Annotated in this window: 12 protein-coding genes and 1 pseudogene; 5 read left to right on the plus strand and 8 right to left on the minus strand. The window is 63.5% G+C overall.

All coding sequences use genetic code 11. The features are described 5' to 3' along the window. Window positions 1-2 precede the first annotated feature (2 nt). Together H4I99_RS23635 and H4I99_RS23640 are read left to right on the plus strand one after the other, a co-directional pair. The gene (locus tag H4I99_RS23635; RefSeq protein WP_163897361.1) at window positions 3-1193 is read left to right on the plus strand and encodes an amino acid ABC transporter permease; all 1191 of its coding nucleotides are present in this window, start codon (window positions 3-5) and stop codon (window positions 1191-1193) included. Next, window positions 1190-2263: an amino acid ABC transporter permease gene (locus H4I99_RS23640; RefSeq protein WP_163897359.1), complete on the plus strand. Its 1074-nt coding sequence runs from the start codon at window positions 1190-1192 to the stop codon at window positions 2261-2263. Before H4I99_RS23635 ends, H4I99_RS23640 begins: the two co-directional genes overlap by 4 nt. Window positions 2264-2754: 491 nt before the next feature. Here H4I99_RS23640 and H4I99_RS23645 read toward each other — a convergent pair whose 3' ends face one another. From H4I99_RS23645 to H4I99_RS23675, 8 genes are read right to left on the minus strand one after another with little or no spacing between them, the layout of a single operon-like run. Further along, window positions 2755-3483, minus strand: coding sequence for an LrgB family protein (locus tag H4I99_RS23645; RefSeq protein ID WP_163897358.1), 729 nt, complete (start codon window positions 3481-3483; stop codon window positions 2755-2757). Continuing rightward, window positions 3449-3808 (minus strand): CidA/LrgA family protein, encoded by a 360-nt coding sequence (locus H4I99_RS23650; RefSeq protein WP_163897356.1) that lies wholly within the window; start codon window positions 3806-3808, stop codon window positions 3449-3451. Before H4I99_RS23650 ends, H4I99_RS23645 begins: the two co-directional genes overlap by 35 nt. A 20-nt stretch (window positions 3809-3828) precedes the next feature. Next, window positions 3829-4860, minus strand: a complete 1032-nt coding sequence (locus H4I99_RS23655) for an aldo/keto reductase (protein WP_163897354.1) — start codon at window positions 4858-4860, stop codon at window positions 3829-3831. Window positions 4861-4869: 9 nt separating this feature from the next. Then, entirely contained in the window at window positions 4870-5925 is a 1056-nt protein-coding gene (locus tag H4I99_RS23660; RefSeq protein ID WP_206110919.1) for a Gfo/Idh/MocA family protein, read from the minus strand. Continuing rightward, window positions 5922-7859: a D-apionate lactonase family protein gene (locus tag H4I99_RS24385; RefSeq protein WP_206110920.1), complete on the minus strand. Its 1938-nt coding sequence runs from the start codon at window positions 7857-7859 to the stop codon at window positions 5922-5924. Before H4I99_RS24385 ends, H4I99_RS23660 begins: the two co-directional genes overlap by 4 nt. Continuing rightward, on the minus strand, window positions 7856-8905 hold the full coding sequence (locus H4I99_RS23665) for an ABC transporter permease (RefSeq protein ID WP_163897350.1): 1050 nt from the start codon (window positions 8903-8905) through the stop codon (window positions 7856-7858). The genes H4I99_RS24385 and H4I99_RS23665 overlap by 4 nt, the downstream gene beginning before the upstream one ends. Before the next feature lie 25 nt (window positions 8906-8930). Then, window positions 8931-10502: a sugar ABC transporter ATP-binding protein gene (locus tag H4I99_RS23670; RefSeq protein WP_163897348.1), complete on the minus strand. Its 1572-nt coding sequence runs from the start codon at window positions 10500-10502 to the stop codon at window positions 8931-8933. Next, window positions 10502-11473, minus strand: a complete 972-nt coding sequence (locus H4I99_RS23675; RefSeq protein WP_163897346.1) for a substrate-binding domain-containing protein — start codon at window positions 11471-11473, stop codon at window positions 10502-10504. The genes H4I99_RS23670 and H4I99_RS23675 overlap by 1 nt, the downstream gene beginning before the upstream one ends. A 348-nt stretch (window positions 11474-11821) precedes the next feature. Between H4I99_RS23675 and H4I99_RS23680 the strand changes: the two genes are divergently transcribed. From H4I99_RS23680 to H4I99_RS23690, 3 genes and pseudogenes are all read left to right on the plus strand, one after another. After that, on the plus strand, window positions 11822-12637 hold the full coding sequence (locus H4I99_RS23680; protein WP_163897344.1) for an SDR family NAD(P)-dependent oxidoreductase: 816 nt from the start codon (window positions 11822-11824) through the stop codon (window positions 12635-12637). A gap of 63 nt (window positions 12638-12700) precedes the next feature. Continuing rightward, window positions 12701-13555 (plus strand): sulfurtransferase, encoded by an 855-nt coding sequence (locus tag H4I99_RS23685; protein ID WP_163897342.1) that lies wholly within the window; start codon window positions 12701-12703, stop codon window positions 13553-13555. Window positions 13556-13920: 365 nt separating this feature from the next. Beyond that, window positions 13921-14142 (plus strand): annotated as a pseudogene (locus H4I99_RS23690) (IS6 family transposase); the annotation flags it as partial. Window positions 14143-14173 lie beyond the last annotated feature (31 nt).

Consider the following 14173-nt stretch of genomic DNA (forward strand, 5'->3'; position numbering starts at 1 on the left):
CCATGACGACGAAAACACTGCCGGGTCCGAAAGGGCCCGGTTTGCTCGTCAAGTTCTCGACATGGATCGGACCCCTGCCCTTCAGGCAGGTGGCGCTCCTTCTCGGCGTTCTGCTCGCCTTCTGGTTCTTCAGCGCCAATACGCTCCAGAACATGCAAAGGGTGAACCTCGCGCCCGGCTTCGGCTTCCTCTTCCAGCAGGCCAATTTCGAGATCGGCGAGAGCGTGGTCGCCTATCAGGCCGGAGACAGCTATGGCCGCGCCCTTCTGGCGGGACTTGCCAATACCGGCCGGGCCGCCCTTCTCGGCTGCATCCTGGCAACCGTTCTCGGTGTCTTCCTCGGCATCGCCCGGCTGGCAGGCAATCCGCTGCTGGCAGCGCTGATCCGCGGCTATGTCGAAATCCTGCGCGGCACGCCGCTGCTCTTGCAGCTCTTTCTCTGGACAGGCGTCTTCCAGAGCCTGCCCGCGCCCCGCAACGCCATAACGGTTCTCGACCTCGCCTTCCTCAGCAATCGTGGGGTCTTCGTCCCGTCGCTTACCATTGGCGGTTTTTCCTCCACCATCTGGCTTCCGCTGCTGATCGTGGTCGTTGCAGGAACCATTTTTGCGGCACGAAGGCCATTCAAGGACAAAAGCTTCTACGTCACCAAGAGCGCCGCACTCGTCGTCCTGACCGTCGGAGTGACGCTTGCCATTCTCTCCCTGTTCGGTCACCCACCGGTCGTGGAAGCGCCGGTGCGCGGCGGTTTCAACATCCGTGGCGGCTGGTCGCTAACACCTGAGTTCGCAGCTCTCCTGACTGGACTGACCATCAACGCCTCCGCGATCATTTCGGAGATCGTGCGCAGCGGCATCCAGTCGGTTCGAAGCGGTCAATGGGAAGCGGCCCGCGCACTCGGCCTGAAGCCCGGCCAGATCATGCGCCTCGTCGTACTGCCCCAGGCCCTTCGCGTGATCACGCCGCTGATGACCTCGAACTATCTCGACCTGACGAAGAATTCGAGCCTCGCGGTTGCGATCGGCTTCCCGGATATCGTAAGCGTCGCCAACACCACCGCCAACACGACCGGACAGGTGATCGAGTCGATCACGTTGATCATGCTGCTCTATCTCTCGATCAATCTCGCGGTCTCCGCGCTGATGAACGTCTACAACCGCAAGATCGCACTCAAGGGAGCCCTTTCCCGATGACGATGCTCTCCTTTCAGGCTCCGCCCAACGCCATGCTGGCGAAGAGATGGAAACTGCTCTCCGCGCATCCCGCAAACACGGCAATCACTCTCCTGCTGGTCGCGCTACTTGTCTGGTTCGGCCTGCCCATCCTACGCTGGGCGCTTCTCGACGCCGTCTGGTGGGGAACGGCGGATGACTGCGCGGCGGAAACCGCCGGGGCCTGCTGGGCCTTCTTAGCGGTAAAGCTACGCTTCATCCTCTTCGCCTTTTATCCACCCGACCTGCAATGGCGGCCGGCACTCGCCGTCGCCACTACGCTGATCCTGCTGATTGTCACTGCGCAGCCCCGCTTCTGGGGCCGGAATCTCGTTGCCGTTTGGCTCGCCACACTGGCTGCGGCCGGGCTGCTCATCTCCGGCACCGTCATTGGGCCGCCGATCTCCACAAACCAGTGGGGTGGCCTGCCGATCACGCTTTTCGTATCCATCGCAGGCCTCGGCTTTGCCTTCCCCATCGCAGTCGCCATGGCCCTTGCGAGACAGTCTCGCATGCGCATCGTCCGTAGTCTCGCAGTCGGATATATCGAGATCCTGCGCGGTGTGCCGATGATCGTTGTGCTTTATGTCGCCATGCTGATCGTGCCCATGGCGCTGCCGGCCGGCGCGCTGGTCGACAAGCTGCTTCGCGCCCAGATCGGCATCACGCTCTTCACCTCCGCCTACCTTGCCGAAATCATCCGCGCCGGGCTGCAGGCGCTGCCGGCCGGACAGACAGATGCGGCATTGGCGCTTGGCCTCACCTACTGGCAGACCGCGCGACTGGTCATCCTCCCGCAGGCCTTGCGCGCCGTCATCCCGGCCATCGTCAATCTCTCGGTCGGCATTCTGCTGAACACGTCGTTGCTGGCCGTCATCGGCATTTACGACCTGCTGAATGCAGCCAAGGCATCCGCGACCGATCCGCAATGGCTGGGATACTACACGGAAGCCTACATTCTCGCCGCCGCGATCTATTTCGCCATCAGCTACAGCGCCTCGCGTTACAGTCTTTGGCTGGAACGTTATCTGCGGGCAAGCGATCACAGTTGAAGGTGCTCCAGATACACGTGCCTTCTGGAGGATTCCGCCAGCCGAGAAATCACATGCCTTCGTTCTCCCCTGACTGGCAGGCAAGAAACAGCAAATAAAACAAGTAAAATCTATAAAAATATATCTTCCTATTGTCATGAAGGAAGCTTCTTAGGTTCTGAACATCGTCACCTTCCGCAAGGGTGCCCCGATCATGACGGCAGTTCCGCCAGCCTTGAAGCTACGCTCTATCGCCAAATCCCATGGCCCAACGCGGACGCTGAACGCCGTCGATCTCGATATCCGGGCCGGCGCGATCCACGGCATGGCTGGCCATAACGTCCCTCCGGCCCCGCCCAGTGTCGAGTGCACAGGCGTATTTAGCGTATTCTATGTGCGGGAGAAGACTGTTGGGCGTCCTAGCCACTTTCTATTACGCCGGACCGCAGATCATCGAAACATTGGGAACAGGTGGGAATTTCAGGAGTACGCGACTCAAGATTGCATCGCCTTCAGAACATCGCGAAAACGACATCCGCCAGCCCATAGAGAACCACGGTGACGAGCGCGCTGAGCAGCATGCCGCAGCTCGCCAGCGAGATGCATTCGGGGTTAAGCGCCAGCGTCCGTGCGATCCCCATGGCGTGGGAGGTGAGGCCAAGCGCGAAGGCGCGCTCTTCCGGCCCGCTTTGCGGCGCAAGGTATTTCCACACGGCACTGGAAATGAAGGCCCCGCCGATGCCGTTGGCCATGACGCAGAGCATGGTGAGGCTCGCCCAGCCGCCGGTCGAGGCCGAAAGCGGCAGAGCCACCGCGAGCGTCGTCATCCTGGGCGCCATGCTGGCAAGGTGCGGCGGTTCCAGTCCCAGCGCCCAGCCGATCGCCACCGCACTCCCAATGCCCGCAACCGTCGAGGCAAGCGCGGAAAGGAGCATCGGCCCGGCATTGGCGCGGATCAGCGCCCTCTGCTGCCACAGCGGCAGGGCAAGCGCCACCGTCGCCAGCGACACGGGGAAGGTGAGGGGCCGGACCGCCCGAAGATAGTCCTCCGCCCGGACACCCGCTGACGGCAACAGCACGCAAAGGATGATGATGCCGAATACCAGCGGGTTGCGCAGCGAGGAAACCCGGACCCGTTGCGCCAGCCACAGGCAGATCCGCCAGATCGCTAGCGTGACGGCGAGCCACAACAGGATGGCGGGAAGTTCAGCCGCGAGCGCGCTTGAAAGAGCGGAAGACATAAGCGCCGAGCACCAGTGAGAGAACCAGCGAAACCGCAATCGCGGCCAGCATCTTGAGAAGAACCATCGGGCCGAGGCCTTTGAGCGTCAGGAAGCCCGCGCCGAGCGGATAGAGGAACAGCGGAAAATGACGAAGCAGCGTCTGGCCGGCGGGCGTGACCACCGCCAGCAGGCGCGGAATGGTGACGAAGCCGAAAAACAGCACCGCCAGCCCGGCAATCGATCCCGGCACCGGCAGGTGCAGCGCTGTCGCGGCGTGATCACCGACGCCCCAGGCCGCGAGGATGACGACCAACCCCGCGACCCGGTGGACGATTGTCCTCACGCCGATGCCCGTCAACGGGCTCACGCGGCGGACGGCAGAGGCACGTCCGCATGGACGAGCCCTTCGCCGCGCAGGTCGGACCAGAAGCCGGCGGGGATCGCCGCCTTGAAATGCCCGATATTCGCCTCGATCTCGGCGGGCTTCACGGCACCGAAAACGATGGAGGAGACTTCCCGGGCGGCGAGCGGGAATTGCAGCGCCGCCGCAGGCAGGGCAACGCCGTGGGCTCGCGCGACTTCGGAGAGGCGGCGCACCCGTGTCACGACCTCGTTCGATGCCGCGCCATATTCGTATTTCGCCCCATCGACCGCGCCGGTCGCGAGAATGCCGGAGTTGAACACGCCGCCGACCACGAGGCTTGCACCGCGCTCTCGCGCCCGGGCAATCTCGTCGAAATAGATGTCGTGCTCCAGAAGCGTGTAGCGCGAGGCGACGAGGAACACGTCGAGATCGAACCGGTCGAGGAAGCGATCAATCATGCCGCGCTCGTTGACGCCGGCGCCGATGGCCTTGATCTCGCCGCTGCGCTTCAGCTCTTCCAGCGCGCGGTAGCCGCCCTGTTCCAGCTCGCCGAGACGGGCATTCAGCTCCTCTTCCGTCTGGAAATAGCCGGTGTCGAGATCGTGGATATAAAGGGCATCGACCCGATTGATGCCGAGGCGCTGCAGGCTGTCCTCATAGGACCGCATGATCGCGTCATAGGTGAAGACATGATGATGCTCGAAACGAAGCGCACCCGCCCAGTTCGGCGGCTGGAAAGTCGCCCGGTCCCTCGGCGCGCCCAGCACGCGGCCCACCTTGGTGGTCAGCACATAGGCGTCGCGATCTGCTTCATAAAGCGCCCGGCCGGTGCGGTGTTCGGCCTGTCCGAGGCCGTACCACGGGGCCGTGTCGTAAAGTCGGAGGCCGAGCTTCCACGCGGCCTCGAAAGTGGCGCGCGCCGTCGCCTCGTCGATTGCGGCGTAGACCCCGCCGAGCGGGCAGGTGCCGAGGCCGAGAACGGGGATTTCGAGTTCGGTCCGGCCGACGCGTCTCGTGCTGTTCGGTTCCATTGTCTTTCCTTAGAGTTCTGCCGTTGTGACGAGGCGGCCGCTTTCGGCGGAGCGATAGGCCGCTTCCGCCAGCGCATAGGTCTGGAGGCTGTCTTCGGCGGAGGTCTCGAAGGCTCCGCCTGAAAGAAGCGTGTCGATGAAATGCTGTTGCGTGCGGGGAACGCTGTCCTGGATCTGCGTCCACGGATCGGAGGTCCAGTTCCGCCCGTCGGCTTCGATCGTCTCGCGCCGCTGCCGGCCTTCGGAATGCACCAGCAGCGTCTCGCCTTCCAGGATCTGGATGCTGCCGAGCCGCCCCTCGATCTCCCCCAGTGTCTGGGGAAACGGGTTGGGGAAGCGATGTGACGCATAGCTCACGTCAACGATGGAGGTCGCGGCATTGTCATGGCGCAGCAAGATCGTCGCCGCATCTTCGCCGGCAAGGCCTTCCTTCACTGACTGGCGCAGGCAGGAGACGGCATTGGCATCGCCGAACAGGAAGCGCGCCAGATCGAGCATATGGATGCCCACGTCCATGATCATGAAGCGTTCGGTCTTCAGGAGGTAGGGCTGGTTGGAATAGACGTCGATCGCATTGCGCCAGGAGAGGCGACCGAAGGTGAGTTCGCCGATCTCGCCGCTGTCGAGGATCTCGCGGATGCGCCGGAAGATCTTCTGGAAGCGGAAGTTTTCATGCACCATTACCGGCACGCCGGCCGCCTTCGCATTAGCGACGATGCGGCGGCAGGTATCGATATCCGGGGCGAAGGGCTTCTGCACGATGACGGGCACGCGATGCCTGACCGCCAGCGCCACCAGCGCCTCATGGGTCTCCATGGTGGTGCAGATATCGACGAAATCGAAGGCGCCCGAGGCCAGAACCTCGGCCGTGCCATGCCATTGCGGAATGGAAAACTCCTCCGCATAGCGGCCGGCCCGCTCTACATCGAGATCGCAGACGGCGGCGATTTCCGCACCCTTCGTTTCAGACCATGCATGCAGATGGTTGCGGGCAAAGAAGCCGCAGCCGACCAGAAGGCCCTTTAGAGGGCGGATCTGGGGGCGGGCCACATCAGACTTCGTCACTTGGAAACTCCGTATTCGAGATTGAGCACCGCATAGGCGCCGAGCTGCACCTGCCCTTCGAGAGGCACGGCGGCAAAGGCTTCCGGCCTGAGAGCGGCCGTCTCCAGATTTGCCTCGTCGAGCAGCCGGCCTTTCGCCTCGGGATAGCCCTCGAGATCGAACGTCACCGGCTCCGGGCCGAGATTGGCGAAGAGGGCGGCATGCTTTCCGTCCTTCTCCCATTCGACACGGGCGATATTGCCGTCCGTCGATGCCGCGATGAGCCCGCCGCCGGCTGCGTTCGAGATCCACCTGCTCACATGGTAAAGAGGGTAAAGCGCGCCTTCCGGCCATTCGTCCCAGCTGGTCCGGGCATAGGCCTGCCGCGAGGAAACGAGGCCGAACGGCCCGGTCGCGGCACCGAAGGCGAAGCGTTCGACGCCCCATGGCGCGAGGCGCGCGAGATAGCCGACATGCCAGGCGGCGGCGAAAAGGCCGCGCTGGCGCGGATCGCGCGCCGCCATGCCGACACGCTCCTCCGGCCGGTTGTCGCTCGGCGCGGGGCCATAAGGGTTGAGGCGCGCGCCGATGCCCACGGGTCCGATCGAGATCGGCACGCCGCCGGAAAGCGCCTGCGCCGAATGCAGGATATGCGGAAGCGACTGCAGCGTTTCGGCAACCGACGCATCGTCGGCGGCATGCACCACCGGCGTCGTCGCGAAGGTGAGGAAGCCGGCAAGCGCCGGATCGGGGCGCTTGCGGTTGAACTCGGTGAAGAAGGCCGGCGATCCGCCGCCGCGTATGCTGTCCGGGAAAGCGCGGGCAAGTGCTGCCGCAAGCTGCTGTTCGGAAAGATGCGGTGGCCGCGCCTCCCCGGGCTGGAACGACTGCTCGTCGATCTTGGCAAAGGCTGAGATGTGCGAAATCCGGATACCGGCCCTTGCCAATGCCTGGGAGAGTTCGGCCAGCGCCGCATCGGCGACCTCGGCATCGTCTCCCGCAAGTAGCGCCTGTACCTCAAGCGAAGCGCCGGTCCGCTTCAGCAGTTCGGCAAGCCTGTCGAAACCGTCCGTCGTGTCGCCGCGCGAGGGGTCGTAGTGCAGAAGGATTCGGGCAGGCCTGATATCGGCAAGGGCGGATGCGAAACGCAGGGCCTCGCCCACATCCTCCGGCCGGTCGAGCGGCAGTGCGTAAGCCGGGATCACCTGCCTGTCCAGCGGGGGAACAGTGACGGGATCGGCGACCGCCGCACGGTTGCCGTTGTCCGATACCGTCACCGTCACCGACTGGGTGACCGGCTCTGCCGGGTGGAGCACATAGGGATAGGGCAGGCCAATCGGCCGGCTATAGGTCTTGAACGAGGCGTCCGACCAGTTGCGATGGTCCTCCATCTCGAACACGTCGCCATCGAGACGGGTGGAGACACGAAGTCCCTCGCGCGGGCTGTGGGTGATGGCGCGAATGTCCATCATCGGCTGTCCCGGGCTGATCGCCAGCGGGATCACCGGATTGCGCGACGGACCCGAGGCATGCTCGACCTCGACTTCCGTACCCGCGAAACCGGCCAGCGGATGCAGGATGACGAAGCCGGTCCGGTTGGTGTCGAAGGGCACGTCGGAGCGGATCTCGGCGGTCGCCTTCAGATGACCGTCGGCGCGGCCCTTGAGGCGGATCCGCACCAGAACCCCGGCATTGGTCTCGCCGTAATAGGCGTCGTAACGGATATCAAAGCTGGAAGCCTGCTCCTCCACCACAAGCTTGCCGATGACAGGCGCCGGCGTTCCCCAGCCGGGGGTCCGCACCAGAAACATGATTGCGCGCAGGATCTCTACGCCATCCCAGCGGATCCAGCGCAGGGCGCCTGCATCGAAAGTGGCCTCCAGCAGGCCTGCCTTCAGGACGCGCGTCTTCGCTTCGCCGGTTTCGGTGCCGGTCAGGGCGACGGAAGTCTTCATCGGGATTGCCTCTTCACAAAGCTGTCGAATGCAACAGCGGCGACGATGATGAGACCCACCAGGATCTGCTGCACGTAAGGGGAGACGTTGAGGATGACGAGGCCGTTCAGCAGCACTCCGGTCAGCAGGGCGCCGATGATCGTGCCGATGATCGAGCCGGTGCCGCCATGCAGGCTGGTGCCGCCGATCACCACCGCCGCGATGGCGGTCAGTTCGTATCCGGTGCCGGCCACCGCCTCGGCCGAGTTCAGCCGGGCCGACAGCACGAAGCCGCCGAGACCCGAGCAGAAGCCGATCACGGCATAGACCAGCGTCGTCACCCGCGCCGTGTTGATGCCTGAAAGCCGGGCCGCATCCGGGTTGGAGCCGACCGCATAGACGGAGCGGCCGAAGCGGGTCTGGGTGAGGATGAAATGGGCAATCAGCGCCACTACCGCAAAGACGATGACGGGAACAGGCACCGGGCCGATCATGCCACGGCCCCACCAGCCGAAAGCCTCGTCGAAGCCCGAGACCGGACCACCATTGCCGATGGTCAGGGCAATCCCGCGAAACACCGTCATGCCGCCGAGCGTGACGACGAAGGCCGGAACCGCGAGGCGGGAGACCGCAACGCCCTGTAGATAGCCTGCTATGGTTCCGGCGATGATGGCGGCGATAGCGGCGAGCGGCCAGCCATAGCCGGTGCCATCGGGAGACAGTGCGAAGCGCCCCTCGATGCCGCCCTTGGCGACCACGGCGGCCACAAGACCCGTCATCGCGACCAGCGAGCCCACCGACAGATCGATGCCGCGCGCCAGAATGACGAAGGTCATGCCGACGGCGATGATGCCGTAGATCGACACCTGCCGCAGGATGTTGAACAGGTTGAGCGGCATCAGGAAGCGCGGCTGCAGCACGGAAAAGAGCAAGACCAGCCCAAACAGGAAGATGAGCGGCGCGATCCGTCCCAGAATGGCGATGACGCGGGCACGCGACGGCGCGATTGCGGGACCGGCACCGGATGACGGTCCGGATGAGATGGTCGATGTCGTACTGGATGACATGGCAGGGGATTCCTTGAAGTTTCGATCAGCCGTGGTGCCGGGTCATGTGCGCCATCAGCGTTTCGGCGGTGGCCTCCGATCCGGCGATCTCGAATACGGAACGGCCCTCGCGGAAGACCACGATCCTGTCGGCAAGCGAAAGGACCTCCGGCAGGTCGGAAGAAATGACGAGAACGGCGACACCGCGGGCGGCGATGTCCCTGATGAGCGAATGGACATCCTCCTTGGCGCCGATATCGATGCCGCGCGTGGGCTCGTCGACGATCAGGATCTTCGGTTCGCGGGCAATCCAGCGCGACAGGATCACCTTCTGCTGGTTGCCGCCGGAAAGGGTGGTAATGGGCGCATCGACCGAGCTCAGGCGGATGCCGAGACGTTCCACGAAGGCCTGCAGGGCCGTGCGCTCGCTCGCGCGGTCGTTGAGGAACAGACCCTTGGGGCGGACAGCGCCGGCAAGCGCGAAGTTTTCGGCAACCGAGCGTTCCGGCAGGATCGCCAGACCCTTGCGGTCCTCGGGGACGAGACCGATGCCCTCGGCAATCGCCTCGGAAACCGAGGACGGCGCGATGCTTCGTCCCTGCAGCCGGATCTCGCCCGAACCGATGGGATCGATCCCGAAGATCATGTTGGCGGTTTCCGTCCGCCCGGAGCCGACGATGCCGGCAAGGCCGACGATCTCGCCGGCGCGGACATGGAAGCTGACATCGCGCACGCGGGCAGGCGAGCGGCGCGAATAGGGAGCGGCGAGATGGCTGACATCGAGCACCACTTGGCCCGGCTCGGCACCTTGCGTCTTCCGGCCGATCTCGACATCGCGCCCCGCCATGGCCCGGATCAGCCCCGCATTGGAGACGGAGGAGACCTCGCCCTCGGCGACCATTCGGCCATCACGCAGGACGGTATAGGTGTGGCAGAAATTGCGGATCTCGTCGAGCCGGTGGCTGACATAGAGGATGGCGACGCCCTCGCGTGCAAGGCGCGCCACGATATCGCCGAGATGGCCGACCTCTTCCGGCGACAGCGACGCGGTCGGCTCGTCCATGATGACCAGCCGGGAGCGGCGCGTCAGCGCGCGGGCGATCTCCACCATCTGCTGCTGGGCGATCGAGAGGCTCGAGACGGGACGGTTGACGTCGAGGGAGGTCATGCCGAGCTGGGCCAGCGCTGCGCGCGCGTCCCTGCGCATGCCCTTCCAGTCGACGGTGCCGAAGGGACCGACCGGCTGATGGCCGGCGAAAATGGCTTCCGCGACGGAAAGCTCGGGAAACAGGGAAAGTTCCTGACGGATGACGCTGATGCCCGCCCGGTTGGCGTTGAGCGGCGCGTCGAAATGAACTGCCTGTCCGTCGATGGCGATCTCGCCCTCGTCGGCCTGGTGGACACCGGACAGGAGATTGATGACGGTCGACTTGCCCGCGCCGTTTTCACCGAGCAGGGCGCGGATCTCGCCCGGAGCCAGCGACAGCGAGATACCGTCGAGAACCGTGACCCCGAAGAACCGCTTCACCAGTTGCGTTGCCGTCACAAAAGGTTCGGGGCGCCGAGGGCGCCCCGTTTCCGCAACGTCCGCAGGATCGGGACGTACAGCCGTGCTCATCAGTTGACGAGCCCCACGCGCTCGGCCTGCTGGAGGTTTTCCGGGGTAATGGCTATCGGGGCAACGAGCACGTCGCTCGAAGCGGGCTTCTTGCCTTCGCGGATGAACTCCACCAGCGTGCGCACGGCGATGCGGCCCTGCTGGCCCGGGAACTGGTCGACCGTACCGGCCAGATCGCCATCCTTGACGCCCTTCAGCGCATCTTCCGAACCGTCATAGCCGTAGATCTTGATCTTGCCCTTCAGGCCACGGGCATCGACGGCCTGTGCGGCGCCGAGAGCCATGTCGTCATTGGCGGCGATGATGACGTCCGGAACCTCGGAAAGGCCGGTCAGGATGTTTTCGGCAACGGCGAGACCCTTGTCACGCGAGAAGTTGGCGGCCTGTTCGGATACGAACTTGTACTTGTCGCCGGCTGCGTCGAGCACCTTGTGCGCGCCGCCATTGCGGTCGTTGGCGGTCTTGTCGCCAGGAATGCCCTGCAGGTTGACGATCTTTGCGCCGTTCGGGAAATCCTTGACGACAGCTTCGCCCTGCGCTTCCGCGCCCTTGAAGTTGTCGGCGGAGACATTGGCCAGAACTTCCGGCACGCCGTTGACCGGGCGGTCGACCGTGACGACGGTGATGCCGGCGGCAATGGCTTCCTTGACCACCGGCGCGAGAGCGTCGGCATCGGCCGGAGCGAGAATGATGCCGTCGACGCCCTGCACGATGGCAGCCTCGATATCGGCGATCTGCTTGGGAGCGGAGAGCTGGCCGTCGGCCTTCAGCACGGTGACGCCGCCGAGCTGCTTGGCTTCATCTTCCAGCTGATCCGTCAGGAACACGAAGTGGGTGAAGGCGAAGGTGAGCGGCGAAACGAACACCTTGACCTCTGCATCCTTGCCCTTCGGCTCGGCATGAAGAGGCGCCACGCCGGAGGCGAGCAGCACGAGGCTGGAGGCGACGGAAAGAATGGTCTTGCGGATCATGATATCGGGTTTCCCTTGATTTCGATGCCGGAAACCTAGCGCCGGGGCCTTCGTCGGCCAAAGGCGAAACCTCCAAATTTTGAGGGGATGCCGGAATTTAAATACGCCGTTCCCGACGATGCTTAGAATATTTTATCTATTCAATTTATAGACATAATTTATAATCACGGAAAATATGTGAATTATCAATTCGCATCAATATGTTACGAACTTAAAAGGACGACCCGTCCCGCCCCATTCATCCGCCGACCAGAGGCCGAAACGCCCTGAAATCAAGCCATCGGCGACCCGGAAACCCTTCATTCCCAGCAGATCAGAAAGCGGGCGTTAAGCCCGGAAAGGAATCCCATGTCGGACTATCTGTCGTCACTCTTTTCCCTTGAAGGAAAAACGGCGCTCATCGCGGGAGGTGCGGGCGCAATCGGCTCCGCCATATCGGAAGCCTTCGCGAAGGCAGGCGCCCGGGTGATCGTGCACGACCTCTCCGCCGAGCGGCTCGGCCTCATCGAAAAACGTTTCGAAACGGAGAAGCTCGCCTTCCACGGACTGCAGGCCGACCTCAGCTCCGAAGCCGCCTGCGCCGAACTGGTGCGCCGGGCGCTCGACGTCACCGGCCGGATCGACATCCTCGTCAATCTCCAGGGCGCCAACCGCCGCAAACCGATCACCGACGTCTCGCAGGAGGATTTCGACGCCATCACCTCGGTCAATTTCCGCAGCGTCTATTTCCTCTCCAAGGCCGTCCAGCCGGTGATGAAGGCGCAGGGCGGCGGCAAGATCCTCCACTTCAGCTCGCTCTCCGCCAATATCTCCTTCGATACTATCTCCGTCTACGCGGCGACGAAGGCGGCGGTCACCTCGCTCACCAAGTCCATGGCGCATGAATGGGCCGGCGACAACATTCAGGTGAACGCCATCGAGCCGGGCTTTGTGCAGACCGAATTCACCCGTCCGCTCTGGGATGACGAGTACCGCAGCCAGTGGTTTGCCGATTACATCCCGGCCGGCCATCTGGCGGTTCCGGAAGATCTCATCACCACCTCGCTCAGCCTCGTCGCACCGGCCTCGCGCTACATCACCGGCCGCAACGTGGTGGTCGATGGCGGCGTGCTCTCCGGCGACAGCTGGGTACAGAAGGAAGGCAAGGCCTCCGTCTATCCCTGAGCACGAGTTTTTACGAACACCAATACCGAACATCGCAGCATCGCTCCGAGAAGGAGAAACATCTTGACCGACTGGCTTATCGAGACCGGGGAACTCGCCGCTCTCATCGACAATCCCGAAACCGCCGGGACCGTCGTCCTCGACTGCTCCTGGTATCTGCCCGAGGCGGGCAAGCATGCGAAGGACGATTTCGTCCGGGGCCATATCCCGCATGCGCAGTTCATCGACCTTGCGGAAATATCCGATCCCGCATCCCCCTATGTGAACATGCTGCCGGAGGCCGAACTCTTCGCCTCGGTGGTCGGCAGGCTCGGGATCGGCAACGACACCGACGTGGTGATCTACGATACCGGCTATGTCTCCTGCCGCCTCTGGTGGATGTTCCGCACCTTCGGCCATGACCGCGTGCGCATCCTGAACGGCGGGTTCCGCAAGTGGAAGGCCGAGGACCGGCCGGTCGAAACCGGCGAGGCCGCGACGCCGGCCGCAAGAACCTTCCATGCCGAGACCGTGGCAGGGCGTGTCGCCACCATCGACGACGTGCGCGGAGCCGTCGCACGGCAGGACACCACCATCGTGGATGCCAGAACCGCGGCGCGTTTCGACGGGCTGGAAGGCTCCGGCTATCCGGGCGTCGCCTCGGGCTACATGCCCGGCGCGATCAACACGCCCTGGGCCCTGTTCTTCGATGCGAGCCGCAACTTCGAATTCGTCTCGACGGAACGCGCCAAGGCCATCTTCGCAGAAGCCGGGGCGGATCTCTCCGGCAATGTCATCACCACCTGCGGCTCCGGCGTCACCGCCTGCATCCTCGGCTTCATGATCGAGCGGCTCGGCAAGGACGACTGGCGCATGTATGACGGCTCCTGGCACGAATGGGGCCAGCAGCCCAATACGCCCAAGCTGGTAAAGTCATGAAAAGCGGCTTTGGTGAGTGGGTCGTTGAAAGGACGAATTTCAATCTTTGATGCTATGTTTATGCGGTAGCGGTCATGCACTGGAGGGATTTCTGGCGCGCACATGCCAGCAAGCGATTGAGGGCTCTGTTGCAAGAACTCTGATTGGTCGCAAGTCGGGCTTTCTACGCCTCGGTCACGCAGCTTTTGCGTCAAGGTTCTGGGCGAGGATTGCTAAAACTTCCGTAACGGCGCCGAGCCCGGCTCTGTTGCAAACATTTCGATTGGCTGTGAAGAGGCCTTCCGGGCCTGTCGCAACTTTTTGTGGTTAACGTGCTGTTGACCATGACGGTGGAAATTTCGCTTCCGATATAGCGGAGCGTAGCCATGATTCTGAATGCCATTGCCGAGAAGTTGAAGCGCCAGTCGAAGGATGATTTCAAGGGGCGACATTTCGAGGCATGGCTGATCGTGCAGGCGGTGACCTGGTATCTGCGTTACCCGCTCAGCTATAGAGATCTCGAAGAGATGTTCCGCGAGCGCGGCTTCGAGGTCGACCACAGCACCATCAATAGGTGGGTCCTCGCCTATCCGCCCGTCATCGAAAAGTGAACCGCGCCGGATTTACCGGAGACCCAAC

This window comes from Paenirhizobium daejeonense (genome assembly GCF_014280875.1).
GTDB lineage: Bacteria > Pseudomonadota > Alphaproteobacteria > Rhizobiales > Rhizobiaceae > Allorhizobium > Allorhizobium daejeonense.

Coding starts and splice junctions, on each gene's coding strand:
- H4I99_RS23635 (WP_163897361.1), top strand. CDS start 3: ATGACGACGAAAACACTGCCGGGTCCGAAAGGGCCCGGTTTGCTCGTC.
- H4I99_RS23640 (WP_163897359.1), top strand. CDS start 1,190: ATGACGATGCTCTCCTTTCAGGCTCCGCCCAACGCCATGCTGGCGAAG.
- H4I99_RS23645 (WP_163897358.1), bottom strand. CDS start 3,483: ATGTCTTCCGCTCTTTCAAGCGCGCTCGCGGCTGAACTTCCCGCCATC.
- H4I99_RS23655 (WP_163897354.1), bottom strand. CDS start 4,860: ATGGAACCGAACAGCACGAGACGCGTCGGCCGGACCGAACTCGAAATC.
- H4I99_RS24385 (WP_206110920.1), bottom strand. CDS start 7,859: ATGAAGACTTCCGTCGCCCTGACCGGCACCGAAACCGGCGAAGCGAAG.
- H4I99_RS23665 (WP_163897350.1), bottom strand. CDS start 8,905: ATGTCATCCAGTACGACATCGACCATCTCATCCGGACCGTCATCCGGT.
- H4I99_RS23670 (WP_163897348.1), bottom strand. CDS start 10,502: ATGAGCACGGCTGTACGTCCCGATCCTGCGGACGTTGCGGAAACGGGG.
- H4I99_RS23675 (WP_163897346.1), bottom strand. CDS start 11,473: ATGATCCGCAAGACCATTCTTTCCGTCGCCTCCAGCCTCGTGCTGCTC.
- H4I99_RS23680 (WP_163897344.1), top strand. CDS start 11,822: ATGTCGGACTATCTGTCGTCACTCTTTTCCCTTGAAGGAAAAACGGCG.